Annotated in this window: 16 protein-coding genes; 10 read left to right on the top strand and 6 right to left on the bottom strand. The window is 69.0% G+C overall.

Annotation, left to right across the window (positions count from 1 at the left end):
* Window positions 1-73: 73 nt before the first annotated feature.
* From ACE3UA_RS05015 to ACE3UA_RS05005, 3 genes are all read left to right on the top strand, one after another.
* Window positions 74-502: a DoxX family protein gene (locus ACE3UA_RS05015; protein ID WP_374643148.1), complete on the top strand. Its 429-nt coding sequence runs from the start codon at window positions 74-76 to the stop codon at window positions 500-502.
* A gap of 66 nt (window positions 503-568) precedes the next feature.
* Window positions 569-1,531, top strand: a complete 963-nt coding sequence (locus ACE3UA_RS05010; RefSeq protein WP_374643146.1) for a glutathione S-transferase family protein — start codon at window positions 569-571, stop codon at window positions 1,529-1,531.
* Window positions 1,528-2,304 carry a class III extradiol ring-cleavage dioxygenase gene (locus ACE3UA_RS05005; RefSeq protein ID WP_374643143.1) on the top strand — a complete coding sequence of 259 codons (777 nt, stop codon included), beginning with the start codon at window positions 1,528-1,530 and terminating at the stop codon, window positions 2,302-2,304. Before ACE3UA_RS05010 ends, ACE3UA_RS05005 begins: the two co-directional genes overlap by 4 nt.
* Before the next feature lie 54 nt (window positions 2,305-2,358).
* Here ACE3UA_RS05005 and ACE3UA_RS05000 read toward each other — a convergent pair whose 3' ends face one another.
* Window positions 2,359-2,712 (bottom strand): cupin domain-containing protein, encoded by a 354-nt coding sequence (locus ACE3UA_RS05000; RefSeq protein ID WP_374643141.1) that lies wholly within the window; start codon window positions 2,710-2,712, stop codon window positions 2,359-2,361.
* A gap of 122 nt (window positions 2,713-2,834) precedes the next feature.
* On the opposite strand from ACE3UA_RS05000, the gene ACE3UA_RS04995 reads away from it, so the two are divergent.
* A complete protein-coding gene (locus ACE3UA_RS04995) occupies window positions 2,835-3,410 on the top strand; it encodes an N-acetyltransferase family protein (protein WP_374643139.1) in 576 nt (191 codons plus the stop codon).
* Here the strand turns inward: ACE3UA_RS04995 and ACE3UA_RS04990 are convergent.
* From ACE3UA_RS04990 to ACE3UA_RS04975, 4 genes are all read right to left on the bottom strand, one after another.
* The gene (locus ACE3UA_RS04990; protein ID WP_374643235.1) at window positions 3,407-4,270 is read right to left on the bottom strand and encodes a DMT family transporter; all 864 of its coding nucleotides are present in this window, start codon (window positions 4,268-4,270) and stop codon (window positions 3,407-3,409) included. The two genes, ACE3UA_RS04995 and ACE3UA_RS04990, sit on opposite strands and share 4 nt — an antisense overlap.
* A gap of 32 nt (window positions 4,271-4,302) precedes the next feature.
* The gene (locus tag ACE3UA_RS04985; protein WP_374643137.1) at window positions 4,303-4,662 is read right to left on the bottom strand and encodes a VOC family protein; all 360 of its coding nucleotides are present in this window, start codon (window positions 4,660-4,662) and stop codon (window positions 4,303-4,305) included.
* A gap of 69 nt (window positions 4,663-4,731) precedes the next feature.
* Window positions 4,732-5,019 carry an HU family DNA-binding protein gene (locus ACE3UA_RS04980; RefSeq protein WP_374643135.1) on the bottom strand — a complete coding sequence of 96 codons (288 nt, stop codon included), beginning with the start codon at window positions 5,017-5,019 and terminating at the stop codon, window positions 4,732-4,734.
* Between the two features lie 163 nt (window positions 5,020-5,182).
* Entirely contained in the window at window positions 5,183-6,640 is a 1,458-nt protein-coding gene (locus tag ACE3UA_RS04975) for an AMP nucleosidase (RefSeq protein WP_374643233.1), read from the bottom strand.
* Between the two features lie 134 nt (window positions 6,641-6,774).
* Between ACE3UA_RS04975 and ACE3UA_RS04970 the strand changes: the two genes are divergently transcribed.
* Window positions 6,775-7,620, top strand: coding sequence for an SDR family oxidoreductase (locus ACE3UA_RS04970; RefSeq protein WP_374643133.1), 846 nt, complete (start codon window positions 6,775-6,777; stop codon window positions 7,618-7,620).
* A gap of 78 nt (window positions 7,621-7,698) precedes the next feature.
* Here the strand turns inward: ACE3UA_RS04970 and ACE3UA_RS04965 are convergent, their stop codons facing one another.
* On the bottom strand, window positions 7,699-8,979 hold the full coding sequence (locus ACE3UA_RS04965) for an ROK family protein (protein ID WP_374643131.1): 1,281 nt from the start codon (window positions 8,977-8,979) through the stop codon (window positions 7,699-7,701).
* Between the two features lie 288 nt (window positions 8,980-9,267).
* On the opposite strand from ACE3UA_RS04965, the gene ACE3UA_RS04960 reads away from it, so the two are divergent.
* The 5 genes from ACE3UA_RS04960 (at window position 9,268) to xylA (ending at window position 15,280) form a co-directional block, all read left to right on the top strand.
* Window positions 9,268-10,293 (top strand): substrate-binding domain-containing protein, encoded by a 1,026-nt coding sequence (locus ACE3UA_RS04960; protein WP_374643129.1) that lies wholly within the window; start codon window positions 9,268-9,270, stop codon window positions 10,291-10,293.
* Between the two features lie 88 nt (window positions 10,294-10,381).
* On the top strand, window positions 10,382-11,773 hold the full coding sequence (locus tag ACE3UA_RS04955; RefSeq protein ID WP_374643127.1) for a sugar ABC transporter permease: 1,392 nt from the start codon (window positions 10,382-10,384) through the stop codon (window positions 11,771-11,773).
* A gap of 11 nt (window positions 11,774-11,784) precedes the next feature.
* Complete coding sequence (locus ACE3UA_RS04950; protein ID WP_374643125.1) at window positions 11,785-12,546, top strand: ATP-binding cassette domain-containing protein; 762 nt, start codon at window positions 11,785-11,787, stop codon at window positions 12,544-12,546.
* The gene (xylB, locus tag ACE3UA_RS04945) at window positions 12,546-13,982 is read left to right on the top strand and encodes a xylulokinase (protein ID WP_374643123.1); all 1,437 of its coding nucleotides are present in this window, start codon (window positions 12,546-12,548) and stop codon (window positions 13,980-13,982) included. The genes ACE3UA_RS04950 and xylB overlap by 1 nt, the downstream gene beginning before the upstream one ends.
* Window positions 13,979-15,280 carry a xylose isomerase gene (gene xylA / locus ACE3UA_RS04940; RefSeq protein WP_374643121.1) on the top strand — a complete coding sequence of 434 codons (1,302 nt, stop codon included), beginning with the start codon at window positions 13,979-13,981 and terminating at the stop codon, window positions 15,278-15,280. The genes xylB and xylA overlap by 4 nt, the downstream gene beginning before the upstream one ends.
* The last annotated feature ends 9 nt before the right edge of the window (window positions 15,281-15,289 follow it).

Here is a 15,289-nt window from a genome sequence, read left to right as displayed (position 1 = left end):
CATTTTCGCCAGGGCATCCGGGGCGCATATTGGCGGCATCAGACGTTGACCCCGATCCCCCAGGAGACCCGAGATGATCGACCACAAGACCGCCCCCTATGCCATCCTCGCCCTGCGCCTGACGACCGGCGCGCTGTTCCTGTTCCATGGCCTGGTGAAGGTGTTCGTCTTCACCCCCGCCGGCACCGTCGGCTATTTCGAGAGCATCGGCCTGCCCGGCGCGCTGGCCTATCTGACCGTCCTCGCCGAGGTCGGCGGCGGCCTGGCGCTGATCCTGGGCATCAAGGCGCGGCTGGTGTCGCTGGCGCTGGTGCCGGTCCTGCTTGGCGCGGCGGTGTTCGGCCATGGCGGCGCGGGCTTCAACTGGTCCAACCCGAATGGCGGCTACGAATACCCGCTGATGTGGGCCGCGGTGCAGGCGGCGCTGGCGGCGCTGGGTGACGGCGCGCTGGCGCTTGTGCCGAGCAGCCGCGAGCCGCGCCTTGCCGCTGCCCGGGCCTGAGTCCGGATCCGACCAACCCGCGCCGGGCCCGCGAGGCCCGGCGTCTCTCACACGAAGGAACAGACCATGCTTGTGAACGGCAAATGGACCTCGGACTGGCAGCCCGTGCAGGCCAAGGACGACAAGGGCCGCTTCCTGCGCCAGGTCTCGTCCTTCCGCAACTGGGTCACCGCCGACGGCAGCCCCGGACCGACCGGCACCGGCGGGTTCAAGGCCGAGGCCGGGCGCTATCGCCTGTTCGTGGCGCTGATCTGCCCCTGGGCCTCGCGCACGCTGATCGCGCGCAAGCTGAAGGGGCTGGAGGAGCTGATCCCGGTCACCGTGGTCAATCCCGTGCTGACCGAGCAGGGCTGGGCCTTCGGCGGCTTTCCCGGATCGGATGCCGATCCGCTGCACGGCTTTGCCCATATGCACCAGCTTTACAGCCATGCCGACGCCGGTTTCACCGGCCGCGCCACGGTTCCCGTGCTGTGGGACAGCCAGACCGACAGGATGGTCAGCAACGAAAGCGCGGATATCCTGCGGATGTTCGACAAGGCTTTCGCCGACCTCGCGCCCGGCAAGGCCGAGCTTTACCCCGCGGAGCTGGCGGCCGAGATCGACGCGATCAACCCGCGGATCTATGACGGGCTGAACAATGGCGTCTACAAGGCCGGGTTCGCCTCGACCCAAGCGGCCTATGACGAGGCGGTGGGCCAGGTCTTCGCCACGCTGGACTGGCTGGAGGAGCGGCTGAGCGGGGATTACCTGTTCGACCGGCTGACCGAGGCCGACATCCGCCTCTTCGTCACGCTGATCCGCTTTGACGCGGCCTATCACGGGCTGTTCAAGACCAACCTGCGCCGGATCGCGGATTATCCGCGCCTGCAGGCCCATATGGAGCGCATCCTGCGCCTGCCGGGTGTCGCCGAAACCGTCAACCTCGACCATATCAAGGCCGGTTACTACTCGATCAAGGCGTTGAACCCGTCGGGCATCGTGCCCGCCGGTCCGGCCCATGTGACCGCGCTTCTGGAGTCCGTGCAATGACCCTGCCCAGCCTGTTCATCGCCCATGGCGCGCCCGACCTGCCCTATTCGGACACCCCGGCCCGCGCCTTTACCGAAAGCCTTGGCGCGTCCTTCCCCGGCCTGCGCGCGATCCTGGTCGTCTCGGCCCATTGGGAGGCCGCGCGCCCGACCATCGGCACCGCCGCCGCGCCGGAGACGATCCACGACTTCGGCGGCTTCGACGACCGGCTGTTCAGCCTGACCTACCCCGCCCGCACCGACGAGGTGGTGATCGCCGAAGTCTCGGCCGCGCTGGCGGCGGCGGGAATCGCGCATGACGCCGATCCCCGACGCGGCTATGACCACGGGGTCTGGATCCCGCTGCTGCTGGCCTTTCCCAAGGCGGATGTGCCGGTGATCCAGCTGTCGCTGCGCCGGGGCGGTTCGGCGGCCGAGCATCTGGCGCTTGGCCGCGCGCTGGCGCCCCTGCGGGACAGGGGCGTGCTGATCGTCGGCTCGGGTGCCACGGTCCACAACCTGCGCGCCATCGCGCGCGAGGGGACGCCGGCCCCCGGCTGGGCGCGCGATTTCGACGACCGGGTGGTCGCGGCGGTCGAGGCCGGGGATACGGCGGCGCTGCTGCAATTCCCGATGGCGATGGAGGGCGCGCGAACCGCGCATCCGACGCCCGAGCATTTCATGCCGCTGTTCGTCGCCATGGGCGCGGGCGGCGGCAAGGGCCGGGCGCTGCACCGCAGCTTCTCCTGGGGGTCGATCGGCATGACCAGCCTGGCCTTCGGCGAGGCGGCATGATCGCCTCCGCGCCGCGATCCGGGGGCGCTGGCCTGACCAGCGCCCCCGGCCGGGTCATTTCAGCTTGATGCAGAAGTGCTTCTTCACCGGCGCCTCGATCTTCCAGGTGCCCTTGAAGCCCGGCTCGACCACGAAGCCGTCGCCCGGCCGCAGGGTGACGGGTTCGCCGCCCTCGGGGGTGATGGTGATCTGGCCCTCGATCAGGTGGACGAATTCGTAGAACTTGTAGACCGTATGCCAGGTGCCCAGCGTCGCCGCCCAGGTGCCGGAGATCACGCTGCCGTCGAGCGAGGTGTGCTGCACCCAGGTCCGCATCGTCGGGTTGCCCTCGATCTTGGTCCAGCCCTCGAGATCGGTGACCATCGGCTCTGGCCCCGGCGCGGGGAAGCGGTAGACCATGTCGCTCATCTTTGTCCCTCCAAAAAGCATCCGGCCTTGGTCCTATGGCCGCGCCGACAAGTCAAGCGCCGCGCCCTTGCGCATCCGGCCGGTTTCGCCGATCACTCGGGCCGGAGCGAAAGGGGGGAACCATGCTGATCCGTGACGCCAGGGCCGAGGATGCCGCGCATCTGGTCCGCTTCATCAACATGGCGGCGGACGACCTGCCGCTGCATTTCTGGAAGCGTTCGGTCGGCCCCGAGGGCGACCCCTGGGCCTATGGACGCGAACGTGCGGCGCGGGAGAGCGGCAATTTCTCGTACCGCAACGCCTGGCTGGCCGAGGTGGAGGGCGAGGTGGCGGCCTGCCTGCTGGGCTATGCCGCCGAGGAGGAGCCCGGCCCGATCGACCCCGACACCCCGCCGATCTTCGTCCCGCTGCTGGAGCTGGAGGCGATGGCCCCCGGCGCGTGGTATCTGAACGTGCTGGCGACCTATGACCCGTTCCGCGGCAAGGGCTGCGGCAGCGCGCTCTTGGCGAAGGCCGAGGAGATCGCCCGCGAGAGGGGCCACAAGACCATCAGCCTGATCGCCGAGGACACCCATCACGACGCGCTGCGCCTGTATCGCGCCAGGGGCTACCGCGAGGTCGCGCGGCGGCCGGTGGTCAAGGGCGACTGGCAGGTCGATGCCGGCGAATGGATCCTGTTCGTCAAGCCGCTGGCCTAGGACCGGCGCGATAGCTGGACGGCCAGGATCCCGGCCATGGCGACGGCCACCCCCAGCAGGTCCAGCGCGCCGATCCGCTCTCCCAGCAGGTCGGCGGCGATGGCCACGCCGAAGAACGGGTTCAGGAAGTGGAAGGTCGCCGCCCGGGTCGCCCCGATCCGGCGGACGAGCGAGAACCAGATCAGCGTCGCGGTCAGGCCGGGGACGGCGATCTGGTAGGCGAAGGCGGCCAGGAAGGGCCCGGACCAGCGGACCGCCGGCACCTCGGTCGCGGCCGAGAGCGCGCCCAGCACGACGGCGCCGACCAGCATCTGCAGGCCCACGACCATCAGCAGGTTCCCCCCGGCCGCGGCGCCGCGCAGGGTCAGCGTCGCCACCGCCAGCGCCAGCGCCCCCGCGACGCACAAGGCCACGCCCAGCGGGTCGGCCCCCGCGGTCAGCCGGGTGCCCATGATCAGCCCCACGCCCAGAAGCCCCGCCACCAGCCCCGCGATCCCCAGCGCCGGGATCCGCTCGCCCCGCCAGACCCAGCCGAGCGCCGCGACCATCAGCGGCATCGAGGCGGCGATGATCGCCGCCAGCGAGGCCTCGACCCATTGCATCGCGACGAAGTTCAGCCCGAGATAGGCCGCGTTCTGGCACAGGCCGAACAGGATCACCGCCCGCGCCTGCGCCCCGGTCAGCCGCCAGGACTGGCCCAGCGCCCGCGCGACCAGCACCGCCAGAAGGCCCGAGATCAGGAACCGCGCCGAGAGCGCGGCCAGCGGCGGGGCATGGGCGACGATCACCCGCGCGGTGGCGAAGGCCGAGGACCACATCGCCGCGAAGGCGGTGCCAAGAAGAAGCGCGCGGAAATCCATCTTCGGCGTGGTGCCCGGCCCCGCGCGCAAGGTCAAGCGGGCGGCTGCCAAAGCTCGATCGGGGTGCCCTCGGGATCGTGCAGGCGGGCGAAGGCGCCATAGCTGCCGTCGCCGTCCCAGTCGGCCCGGGTCTCGACCGCGATTCCGGCCGCGCGCAGATCGGCGATCATGCCCTGCAGGTCATCGACGCGCAGGTTCAGCATCCACTGCTTCTCCGCCGGAAAATAGTCGGTCCCGGCCGCGAAGGGCGACAGGATCGTCGGCCCCGCCGCCTGCATCCAGACCACCTCGTCCGGCTGGGAGATGCCGAGGTGACGGCGATACCAGGCCATCAGCGCCTGCGGATCCCGCGCCCGGAAGAAGATGCCGCCGATGCCGGTGACCTTGGCCATATGCGCCTCTCAATGCAAAAGGGCCGCCCCATGGGCGACCCTTCCACGAAATCCCGGCCGGGGAAAGCCTCAGCCGTTCACCACGTCCTTGAGCGCCTTGGCGATGGCGAACTTGACCTGCTTGTCGGCGGCCTTGGTCATCGTCTCGCCCGTGGCGGGGTTGCGGACCTGACGTTCGGGGCGGGCCTTGCAGGCCACCTTGCCCAGACCCGGCAGGGTCACGGCGCCACCGGCCGCGACTTCGCGCGCGACGACCGAGGCGATGGCATCCAGAGCGGACCCGGCGGTCTTCTTGTCGGCGCCCATGGCCTCGGCCAGGGCAGCGACCAGTTGCGTCTTGGTCATCGGTTTGGACATCTGATCATCCTTCGTTGTTATATGCACTGTAATCGGCATGACTGCGGCCAGCTTTGCGGCCGGCGCCATCCCCGGAACGAGGCCACGGCCCAGACACACAGTTTCCCGCCCAAAATCAACCCCCGAACGGCGGATTCGGCCGATTCGGGGGATTTTCACCACGTCAGAGGAAGGCGGTCTCCTCGAAGCTGCGCAATTTCCGGCTGTGGAGCCGCGCGATCGGCGTCTCGCGCAGCAGCTCCATCGCGCGGATCCCGATCTGGAGATGGCGGCTGACCTGGGTCTTGTAAAAGTCGCTGGCCATGCCCGGCAGCTTCAGCTCGCCATGCAGCGGCTTGTCGGAGACGCAGAGCAGCGTGCCATAGGGCACCCGGAACCGGAAGCCGTTGGCCGCGATCGTGGCGCTTTCCATGTCCAGCGCCACCGCACGGGACTGCGACAACCGGCGCACCGGGCCGGACTGGTCGCGCAATTCCCAGTTGCGGTTGTCGATGGTGGCGACGGTGCCGGTCCGCATGATCCGCTTCAGCTCATAGCCTTCCAGCTGGGTGACCTCCTCGACCGCATCCTCCAGCGCGATCTGGATCTCGGCCAGGGCCGGGATCGGCACCCAGACCGGCAGGTCGTCGTCCAGGACGTGATCCTCGCGCAGATAGGCATGGGCCAGGACGTAATCGCCCAGGCTCTGGCTGTTGCGCAGCCCGGCGCAATGGCCGACCATCAGCCAGGCATGCGGCCGCAGCACGGCGATATGGTCGGTCGCGGTCTTGGCGTTCGACGGGCCGACGCCGATGTTGACCAGGGTGATGCCCTGCCCGTCCGCCCGCTTGAGGTGATAGGTCGGCATCTGCGGCAGCTTGGCGACGGGCTGGATCTCTCCGTCCGGAGTGGTGATCTCCTGGTTGCCGGTCGCGACGAAGGCGGTATAGCCCAGCGCCGGGTCGGAAAGGGCCGCGCGGGCGAAGGTCTCGAATTCCTCGACGTAGAACTGGTAGTTGGTGAACAGCACATGGTTCTGGAAATGCGTCGGATCGGTCGCCGTGTAATGCGCCAGCCGCGCCAGGCTGTAATCCACCCGTTGCGCCGTGAAGGGGGCCAGCGGGGCCGAGCCGTCGGGATAGCGCAGCAGCGTGCCGTTGACGATGTCGTCATTGGTGGTCGCGAGGTCCGGCACGTCGAACACGTCGCGCAGCGCGAACTCCATCACCCCGTCCTGCGGCACCGCCATGCCGACCGTCGCCGCCACCGCGAAATGGATCGGGATCGGCGTATGCGACAGGCCGATCTCGACCGGGACGCCGTGGTTCTGAAGCAGAAGCTCGATCTGCTGGATCAGGTAGTTGCGGAACAGGTCCGGCCGCGTGACCGTGGTGGCATAGGTGCCGGGACCGGCGACATGGCCGAAGGACAGGCGCGAGTCGACCTTGCCGAAGCTGCTGACGGTGATCCGGATCTCGGGGTAGAAGGCGCGGATGCGGTGGCCGGGATGGCCCGCGCCGAGGGTGTTGCGGAAGCCCTCGGCCAGGAAATGCGTCGCCTCGTCGTAAAGGTGCTGCAACAGGTCCACCGCGGCGGCGGCGTCGGTGAAGCCGACATGATCCCGGGGCATGGGGCATGACATGGCGGTGGTCGGATCGTCCTGCATCTTCGGTCCTGAAACTGATCCGCCATATAAGCCGGATGCCCTGCCCTTGCGCAAGTGAAGCGATTGTGACGCCCCTTGCGCCCGCCCGCCGCCCCCCCGATAGTCGCGCCATGACGACGCTTCTCTCGCTTGGCCACGGCTATTCCGCCCGCGCCCTTGCCCGCCGCCTGCTGCCGCAGGGCTGGCGCATCATCGGCACCACCCGCAACCCGGCCAAGGCCGAGGCCTTCCGCGCCGAGGGGGTGGAACCCCTGCTCTGGCCCGGCGACCTTGGCCCCGCCCTGGCCGAGGCGACGCATATCCTTTGCTCGGCCGCGCCCGATGCCGGGGGCGATCCCTTCCTGCAGGCCGTGCCGGAGATCGCCCGGTCCGGGGCGGAATGGGTCGGCTATCTCTCCACCACCGGGGTCTACGGCGACCACCGGGGCGGCTGGGTCGACGAGGCGACGCCGCTCACCCCGCAATCCGACCGCGGCCGCCAGCGCGTCCTGGCCGAGGCCCAGTGGCGCGCCACCGGCCTGCCGGTCCACATCTTCCGCCTGGCGGGGATCTATGGCCCCGGCCGCGGCCCGTTCGAGAAGGTGCGCGACGGCACCGCCCGGCGGATCGTCAAGCCGGACCAGGTCTTCAGCCGCATCCATGTCGCCGACATCGCCCAGGTGCTGGAGGCCTCGATCCGCCACCCGAACCCCGGCGCGGCCTATAATGTCTGCGACGACAACCCCTGCCCGCCCGAGGAGGTGCTCAGTCACGCCGCCCGCCTCCTCGGCCTGCCCGACCCGCCCGAGGTGCCCTTCGACCAGGCCAGCATGACCCCGATGCAGCGCGCCTTCTATGGCGAGTCGAAGCGGGTCAGGAACGACCGGATCAAGCGGGACCTCGGCGTCAGCCTGCTTTACCCCGACTATCCGCAGGGCCTCGCCGCCCTGCTCGCGGACGAGACGCGCAGCATCTGACTCAAATTGCGCTTGCTCTTTTCGCAAATACTCCACGGGGGTCCGGGGGTGTGAAACCCCCGGCGCCCGGCCCGGGGGCTACTGCGCCGCGATCTCGCGCGCTTGCGGCGCCAGAAGCCCCTCGCTCACCGCCGACAGGGCCAGGGCCGCCGCGCCATGCGCCCAGAGCAGGTCGCCCCAGGCGTGGATCTCGATCGGCGGGCGGGGACGGCCGGTGTTGATCGTCAGGTTGTCCATCTCGTCCAGCGTCTCGGCGGCGTAGAGGTAGTCATAGCGCATCCGCTCGCCCGAGAGGATGATCAGCGCCGGGTCGAACAGGTTCACCACATTCGCCAGCCCGACCGCGAGATAGCGCCCGGCCCGGCGGAAGATCGACTTCGCGGTCGCATTGCCGGCCTTGGCGTGGTCATAAAGGCTTTCCAGCAGCACGTTGATCGGCTGGCTTTCCTTGTGGCCCCAGTTCAGCGCGGTCGAGGCCTCGCGCGCCAGCGCATAGTCGGCGACATAGGCCTCGAGGCAGCCGCGCTGCCCGCAGCGGCAGAGCGCGCCGTCGAGCTGCACCTTGGTATGGCCCAGTTCCAGCCCCAGCCGCTGCGCGCCGCGATAGATGCGGTGGTTCATCACGAACCCCATGCCGACCCCGTGTTCGATGGTCACCACGGCGAAATCCGACAGGCCGCGCCCGGCGCCGAACCAAAGCTCGGCCAGCGCGACCAGGTTCGCGTCGTTGTCGATGGTCACCGGCAGGCCCAGCCGCGCCCCGGCGGCGGCGGCCAGCGGCACCGGCCGGTCGGCCAGCACCGAGGACCAGAGCACCGTGCCCTCGGCGCTGTCGACGAAGCCTGGCACGCCGATGCCGACCGCCGACAGCGCCTCACGCGGGAGGCCGGCCTTGGCGCAGACCCGGTCCAGCAGCGCCTCGATCGCGTCCAGGATCTCGGTCAGGGACATCGGACCGGGGCGGCGCGGGATCACGTCGTCGGCGATCAGGTTGCCGGCGAAATCCACCAGCACGGCGGTATGCTCGCGGTCGGACAGCTTCATCCCCGCCACGCGATAGGCCCCGGCGCGCACGCCCAGCGCCACCGCCGGGCGGCCGCGCCCGGCCTCGCCCTCGCGCGGGGCGGCGACCTCCTCGATCAGGCCGGCCTCGATCAGTTCCGAGGTGATCGTGGTGACCGAGGCCGGGCTGACGCCGAGGTCCTTGGCCACCTGCACCCGCGGGATCAGCCCGGCGGCGCGGACCAGTTCGAAGACCTGCTGCCGCAGCGGGCGCTGCGTCTCGGCCAAGGGCGGGATCAGCGGGCCGACCCCCTTGCGTCCATCGGCCGGTTCCGACCGGATCTTCTTCCGCAGCATTTCTTCGGCCTTCAAAATAAAGTCGCGCCCTTCAGCGTGCCTGCCAGAGCAAGAGTGCCGCAATCCCGGGGAACAATCCACCTCCGGCACGAAAAATTTTGGCCATTTCGCAGGTGCAGCGACTCGGCCGCCCCTTGCATACAGCCTGTCGCCATCGCGGAGGAGGCGAAACCGGGCGGGGCCTGCATTTTTTATTTTGACAACTGAAATTATTAGCGCCACCCTTTTGCCGTCCAGGCGAATCCGCCGGGCCGGCCACGCGGGCCGATATCCATAGGGAGGATGAAGATGCGTACCGCAATTCTCGCCGCCGTCCTGGCGGTGACTGGCTTCTCGTCGGCGGCGCTGGCGGAAGGCAAGAAGATCGGCGTTTCCTGGGCGCAGTTCCAGGAGGAACGCTGGAAGATCGACGAAGCGGCGATGAAGGCGGCCATCGAGGCGGCCGGGAACGAATATGTCTCGGCGGATGCGCAATCCTCGGCCGAAAAGCAGCTTTCCGACATCGACGCGCTGATCGCGCAGGGCGTGGACGCGCTGGTGATCAACGCCTGGGACAAGGACGCCATCGGCCCCGCCATCGAGAAGGCCGCAGCGGAAGGGATCCCGGTCGTCGGCTATGACCGCCTGATCGAGGACGACCGCACCTTCTATCTGACCTTCGACAATGTCGGCGTCGGCCGCATCATCGCCGAGGAAGTGTTCAAGCTGGTGCCCAAGGGCAATTACGCCATCATCAAGGGCGATCCGGGCGACCCGAACGTCGGCTTCCTGCGCCAGGGGATGGAGGAAGTGATCGGCGCGGCCGTGGCCTCGGGCGACATCGTGATCGTGGGCGAGGCGAATTCGGACGGCTGGAAGCCCGAGAATGCGCAGAAGAACATGGAGCAGATCCTGACCGCCAACAACAATGCGGTGGATGCGGTCCTGAGCCAGAACGACGGCATGGCCGGTGGGGCGGCGGCCGCGCTTGCGGCGCAGGGGCTGAACGTGCCGCTGGGCGGCCAGGACGGCGACCTTGCCGCGATCAACCGGGTGGCGCGCGGCACGCAGACAGTCTCGGTCTGGAAGGATGCGCGCCAGCTGGGCAAGGCCGCGGGCGAGATCGCCTCGGCGCTGGCCGACGGCGCGGCGCTGGACGGGGTTCAGGGCGCGACCAAGTTCTCGGGCGGCGAGAAGGGCGTGGAGATGAACGCCATCCTGCTGACGCCGACCCCGATCACCCGCGAGACGCTGAACCTTGCGATCGAGGCCGGCCACATCACCAAGGAGCAGGCCTGCGAGGGCGCCCTGCCCGAAGTCGCCGCCTGCCAGTGACCCAGGCGCCCGGCGCCGTCCCAGCGGGCGGCGCCGGAGCTTCCCCCGGGCCGCGCGCGGCCCCATTCCTCCCATTCCGGACGAGGACATGACCGACACATCCCATTCCCCGACCGCCCAGACCCCCGAGGAGGGCGGCTTCACCCGCTTCCTCCGCGCGACCGAGATCGACCCGCGCCTGTTGGGCATGGTCGGCGCGCTCTTGCTGATCTGGCTGGCGTTCGAGGCCTATTCGGTCCTCGCGCTCGGCCGGCCCTCGCTGCTTCTGGGGGCGGCCCAAGCCGAGGCGAACGGCTTTCTCACCCCGCGCAACCTGTGGAACCTCTCGGTCCAGACCGCCTATATCGGCATCATGGCGACGGGGATGGTGCTGGTGATCATCACCCGCAACATCGACCTCTCCGTCGGCTCGATCATGGGCATGGTGGGCATGTACATGGGGCTGTTGCAGGTCGAATACCTGACGCCCGCGCTGGGCCTGGGGCATCCGGCGATCTGGATCGTCACGGTCCTGTTCGGCATCGCGATGGGCGCGCTGATCGGGGCCTTCCAGGGGGTGCTGATCGCCTTCGCGGGCATCCCCTCCTTCATCGTCACCCTGGGCGGCCTGCTGGTCTGGCGCGGCGCGGCCTTCCTGGTGGCGGGCGGCAAGACCATCGCGCCGCTGGACGACCGTTTCGCGCTGATCGGCGGCGGGTCCTTCGGGGCGCTGGGGCGGACCGGCAGCTGGATCTTCGGCCTGATCGCCTGCGCCTTCGTGATCTGGGCCTTCCTGAGCGGCCGCAAGGCGCGCAAGCGGCACGGCTTCGCCCAGCGCCCGGTCTGGGCCGAGACCTTCGTGATCGGCCTGGTCTGCGCGGTGATCCTGGGGGCGACGGCCATCGTCAACTCATATGTCTGGCCGATCGGCAACATTCAGAAATACTATGCCGCGCTTGGGCAGGAGGTTCCCGCCTGCGCCCAGAAGGGCGGCGACATCTACACCGACGTCTGCGCCAGCTTCGGCCACGGCTTCGCCTATCCGGTGCTGATCATGATCGCGGTGGCGATCTTCATGACGATCCTGATGACCCGCACCCGCTTTGGCCGCTATGTCCTTGCCATCGGCGGCAACCCCGAGGCGGCGGCCCTGTCCGGCATCAACACCCGGGCGATGACGGTGAAGATCTTCGCCCTGATGGGCGCGCTGGCCGGGATCGCCGCCGTGATCGGCGCGGCGCGGCAGAACAGCGCCACCAATGCGATGGGCAACCTGGACGAGCTTTACGTCATCGCCGCGGCCGTGGTCGGCGGCACCTCGCTGGCGGGGGGCGTGGGCACGATCCATGGCGCGATCATCGGGGCGCTGATCCTGACCAGCCTGCAGACCGGGATGGTTCTGATCGGCTTCGGCGACGGGTCCTACCAGCGGATCGTGATCGGCGTGGCCCTGGTCCTCGCCGTGTTCCTGGACATCCTGTACCGCAAGCGCATCAAGTAGGGGGCGGAGAAATGGCAGACAGAACCGGAACCCCGCTGGTCGAGATGCGCGACATCTCGATCGCCTTCGGCGGGATCAAGGCGGTAGACCATGTGACCGTCGATCTCTACCCCGGCGAGGTGGTGGGTCTCCTGGGCCACAACGGCGCGGGCAAGTCGACGCTGATCAAATGCCTCTCGGGCGCCTACCAGCCCGACAGCGGCGAGATCTTCATCAACGGCGAGAAGGTCGAGATCCGCAATCCGCGCGACGCCCGGGCGCAGAACATCGAGACGATCTACCAGACGCTTGCGCTGGCCGACAACCTGGACGCCGCCTCGAACCTGTTCCTGGGGCGCGAGCTGGTGAACGGCCTGGGCTTCGTGGACGAATCCCGGATGGAGGCGGAGACGCGCAAGATCATGGGGCGGCTGAACCCGAACTTCCGCAAGTTCAACGTCCCCGTCTCGGCCCTGTCGGGCGGCCAGCGCCAGTCGGTCGCCATCGCCCGGGCGGTCTATTTCAACGCCCGCATCCTGATCATGGACGAACCCACCGCCGCCCTGGGGCCGCACGAGACGCAGATGGTGGCGGAACTGATCCAGGAGCTGAAGGCGCAGGGCCTGGGCATCTTCCTGATCGAGCATGACATCCACAACGTGATGAAGCTGTGCGACCGGGCCAGCGTGATGAAGAACGGCCAGCTGGTCGGCACGGTCAATGTCGATGAGGTCACCGACGAGGACATCCTGGGGATGATCATCCTGGGCAAGCAACCGGCGGTGGCGGCGTGATGTATGTCGGCCTCGATCTTGGCACCTCGGGCCTGAAGGGCGTCCTGATCGGCGCAGACCAGAAGGTGCGGGCCGAGGCGACCGCGCCGCTGACCGTCCAGCGGCCGCACGAGGGATGGAGCGAGCAATCCCCCTCGGACTGGATCAGCGCGGCCGAGGCGGTGCTGGACCAGCTGGCGGCGCAGGGGCTGGGGCAGGTCCGGGGCATCGGGCTGTCGGGCCACATGCATGGCGCCACCCTTTTGGACAAGGCGGACGAGGTGCTGCGCCCCTGCATCCTGTGGAACGACACCCGCGCCCATGCCGAGGCCGCCGCGCTGGACGCCGATCCCCGCTTTCGCAAGCTGACCGGGAACATCGTCTTTCCGGGCTTCACCGCGCCCAAGCTGGTCTGGGTCGCGCGGCATGAGCCTGCGATCCGCGACCGGGTGGCGAAGGTGCTGCTGCCCAAGGATTACCTGCGCCTCTGGCTGACCGGAGATCATGTCGGCGAGATGTCCGATGCCGCCGGAACCTCGTGGCTGGACACCGGCAAGCGCGACTGGTCCGACGAATTGCTTGCCGCGACCGGCCTCGGCCGCGCGCAGATGCCCCGGCTGGTCGAGGGCTCGCAGGTCTCGGGCATATTGCGCGACGGGCTGGCCAGCCGCTGGGGCCTGCCGAAGGGCGTGGTCGTGGCCGGCGGCGGCGGCGACAATGCAGCCTCGGGCGTGGGGGTCGGTGTGGTGCGCGCGGGCGAGGCCTTCGTCAGCCTCGGCACCTCGGGCGTGCTGTTCGCGGCGAATGACGGCTACCAGCCCGATCCGGCGACGGCGGTGCATACCTTCTGCCATGCGCTGCCCGACACCTGGCACCAGATGGGGGTGATCCTGGCCGCGACGGACGCCTTGAACTGGTATGCCCGGCTGGTCGGAACGGATGCCGCGCGCCTGACCGGCGAACTGGGCACCTTGCAGGCCCCCGGCAAGACCCTGTTCCTGCCCTATCTCGGCGGCGAGCGCACGCCGCTGAACTCGGCCACCGTGCGCGGGGCCTTCACCGGGCTGGAACATGCGACCGACCGCCAGGCCGCCACCCGCGCCGTGCTGGAGGGCGTGACCTATGCCATCCGCGACAGCCGCGACGCACTGGCGGCGACGGGCACCCGGCTGGAGAACCTGCTGGCCGTCGGCGGCGGCTCGCGGTCGGACTACTGGCTGCGGCTCATCGCCACCGCGCTGGACTGCCCGGTGCAACTGCCGGTGGCGGGGGATTTCGGCGGGGCCTTCGGGGCCGCCCGGCTGGGCCTGATGGCCGCGACCGGCGCGGGGGCGGAGATCGCCACCCTGCCGCCCATCGCACGGGTGATCGAGCCGGACCCCGGCCTGAAAGATGCCTTCGACGCGGGCCACGCAAGGTTTCGCGCCGCCCAAGCTGCCATCAGGAGCCTTCCATGACCGACTTCTTCAAGGGCATCCCGCAAATCCGCTACGAAGGCCCGGAGTCGACGAACGACTTCGCCTTCCGGCACTACAACCCCGACGAAATCCTCATGGGCAAGCGGATGGAGGACCATCTGCGCTTTGCCGTCGCCTATTGGCACAGCTTCGCCTGGCCCGGCGGCGACCCGTTCGGCGGCCAGACCTTCGAGCGGCCCTGGTTCGGCGAGGGGATGGCGCAGGCGAAGCTGAAGGCGGACGTGGCCTTCGAGATGTTCGATATCCTGGGCGTGCCGTTCTACTGCTTCCACGACGCCGACATGCGGCCCGAAGGCGCCACCTTCGCCGAAAGCCTGAAGAACCTGAACGAGGTCGCGGACTACATCGGCGAGAAGCAGCAGGGCCACAAGGCCAGGCTCCTCTGGGGAACGGCGAACATGTTCAGCCACCGCCGCTGGATGGCGGGCGCGGCGACGAACCCCGACCCGGATGTCTATGCCTATGCCGCCGCGACGGTGAAGGCGAACATGGACGTGACGCATCGCCTCGGCGGGCAGAACTATGTCCTCTGGGGCGGGCGCGAGGGCTATGAGACGCTCCTCAACACCGACCTCAAGGCCGAGCGCGCCCATGCCGGGCGCTTCCTGCAACAGGTGGTCGACTACAAGCTCAGGATCGGCTTCAAGGGCACGATCCTGATCGAGCCGAAACCGCAGGAGCCGTCGAAGCACCAGTACGACTATGACGTCGCCACGGTCTACGGCTTCCTCAAGGATTTCGGGCTGGAGGGCGAGGTCCGGGTCAACATCGAACAGGGCCATGCCATCCTGGCGGGGCACAGCTTCGAGCACGAGATCGCGCTGGCGGCGTCTCTGGGCATCTTCGGCTCGATCGACATGAACCGGAACGACTACCAGTCCGGCTGGGACACCGACCAGTTCCCGAACAACCATGCCGAAAAGGCGCTGGCCTTCTACGAGATCCTGCGCGCGGGCGGCTATACCACCGGCGGCACCAATTTCGACGCCAAGCTGCGCCGCCAGAGCCTTGACCCCGAGGACCTGATCCTTGCCCATGTCGGCGGCATGGACACCTGCGCCCGCGCGCTGAAATCCGCCGCCGCCCTGCTGGACTCGGGCGAGCTGGAGGCCGCCCGCAAGGCCCGTTACGCCGGCTGGGACAGCCCGAAGGCGCAGGCGATGCTGAAGGGCAGCCTGGAGGACGCCGCCGCCCGCGTCACCGCCGAAAAGCTGGAACCGAAGCCCCGGTCCGGGCGGCAGGAGCGGCTGGAGAACCTCTGGAACCGCTTCGTCTGATCCGCGGCG

The organism is Tabrizicola sp. (genome assembly GCF_041919135.1).
GTDB lineage: Bacteria > Pseudomonadota > Alphaproteobacteria > Rhodobacterales > Rhodobacteraceae > Tabrizicola.
The sequence above is the reverse complement of the archived record's forward strand: the minus strand, read 5'-3'. Positions and strand labels throughout refer to the sequence as shown.